The organism is Psychroflexus sp. MES1-P1E, from assembly GCF_002836055.1.
Lineage (GTDB): Bacteria > Bacteroidota > Bacteroidia > Flavobacteriales > Flavobacteriaceae > Psychroflexus.
In genome coordinates, this window is the sequence record NZ_PJBS01000003.1 from 1 (window position 1) to 1,008 (window position 1,008).

Sequence of the window (1,008 nt, forward strand, 5' to 3'; positions counted from 1 at the left end):
ATCACTATATGTTCATAATAGTTTTGCCCCCATTTCCTAAAAGCTATTTTGGTGATAATCGCTAAGAAAGGAACAGTAGAAAGCATAATTAGAGAATTATAACTTGTTGTAAAAGACATATAATCACTCATTAACTGAGAACTCAAATGCATTTTTGAGTAATACGCTTCCATTATTTCTATTAATCCAATAATATTAAAAGAAATAAAAGCAGAAATACCGCTTAAAAGAAAGGCTAATAAAACTGGTTTATAATGATTTACTCTACTGCCATCGATGAATTCTCTTGCGGTTTTCCCAGGATTTATAATTATGTTTTTTATAGAATATAAAAACCCCTTATTAGTCTGTAAAATTGTGTTTTCCAGCTCGCTTAGTATATATTTTTTGTCAATTCTACTATATTTTTTTTGCCCGCAACTTCCACAATAATTTTCGTTGACTAAACTTTTACAATTAAAACAAGATTCAGCCATTTTATTAAATGATTATCTATCAATTTTCTTTTTATTGAACGAAACAACTATAAAAACACCACTGAAAACAATAAGTAAACCGGCATAATGCAGAGTCTCGTTACTCTCTCCAATTTTTGAACTTCTACCCATTTCAAAACCCATCAAAGCGAGTCCAATCAAACTAATTACAACTCCTAATATATTTTTCTTATTCATTTTTAACTAAAGGTTTTTTCTTTTTAATTAATAAATACAATCCATAACATATTACTATACAAGAGAAACTAAAAATACCCCACTTAATATAATCCATTTCTATTTTATAATGATGAGTATTAAAAGATAAGGTTTGGATGATATTAAAAGTGCTTATTAGTAGTATTAAAATGGCCATTTTATTTTATTTCATAAAAAATCAATTTGGTAAATTTGTTTTATATGATCTAATAAAAATACACTTTTATTTATAACAGTTACAAAATGTCACAGGTTTTTATCAAAGCTTCAAGCCAACTTAAACCCTTCAGTTCATGGTCCTCAGTGGTCTGGA

Annotated in this window: 2 protein-coding genes; both read right to left on the reverse strand. The window is 27.4% G+C overall.

Annotation, left to right across the window (positions count from 1 at the left end; genetic code table 11):
- The coding region (locus tag CXF67_RS00035) for a DUF3667 domain-containing protein (RefSeq protein WP_145990313.1) at positions 1-476 on the reverse strand (476 nt) is incomplete at its 3' end.
- Positions 477-488: 12 nt separating this feature from the next.
- Positions 489-674, reverse strand: a complete 186-nt coding sequence (locus CXF67_RS00040) for a hypothetical protein (protein WP_102086911.1) — start codon at positions 672-674, stop codon at positions 489-491.
- Positions 675-1,008 lie beyond the last annotated feature (334 nt).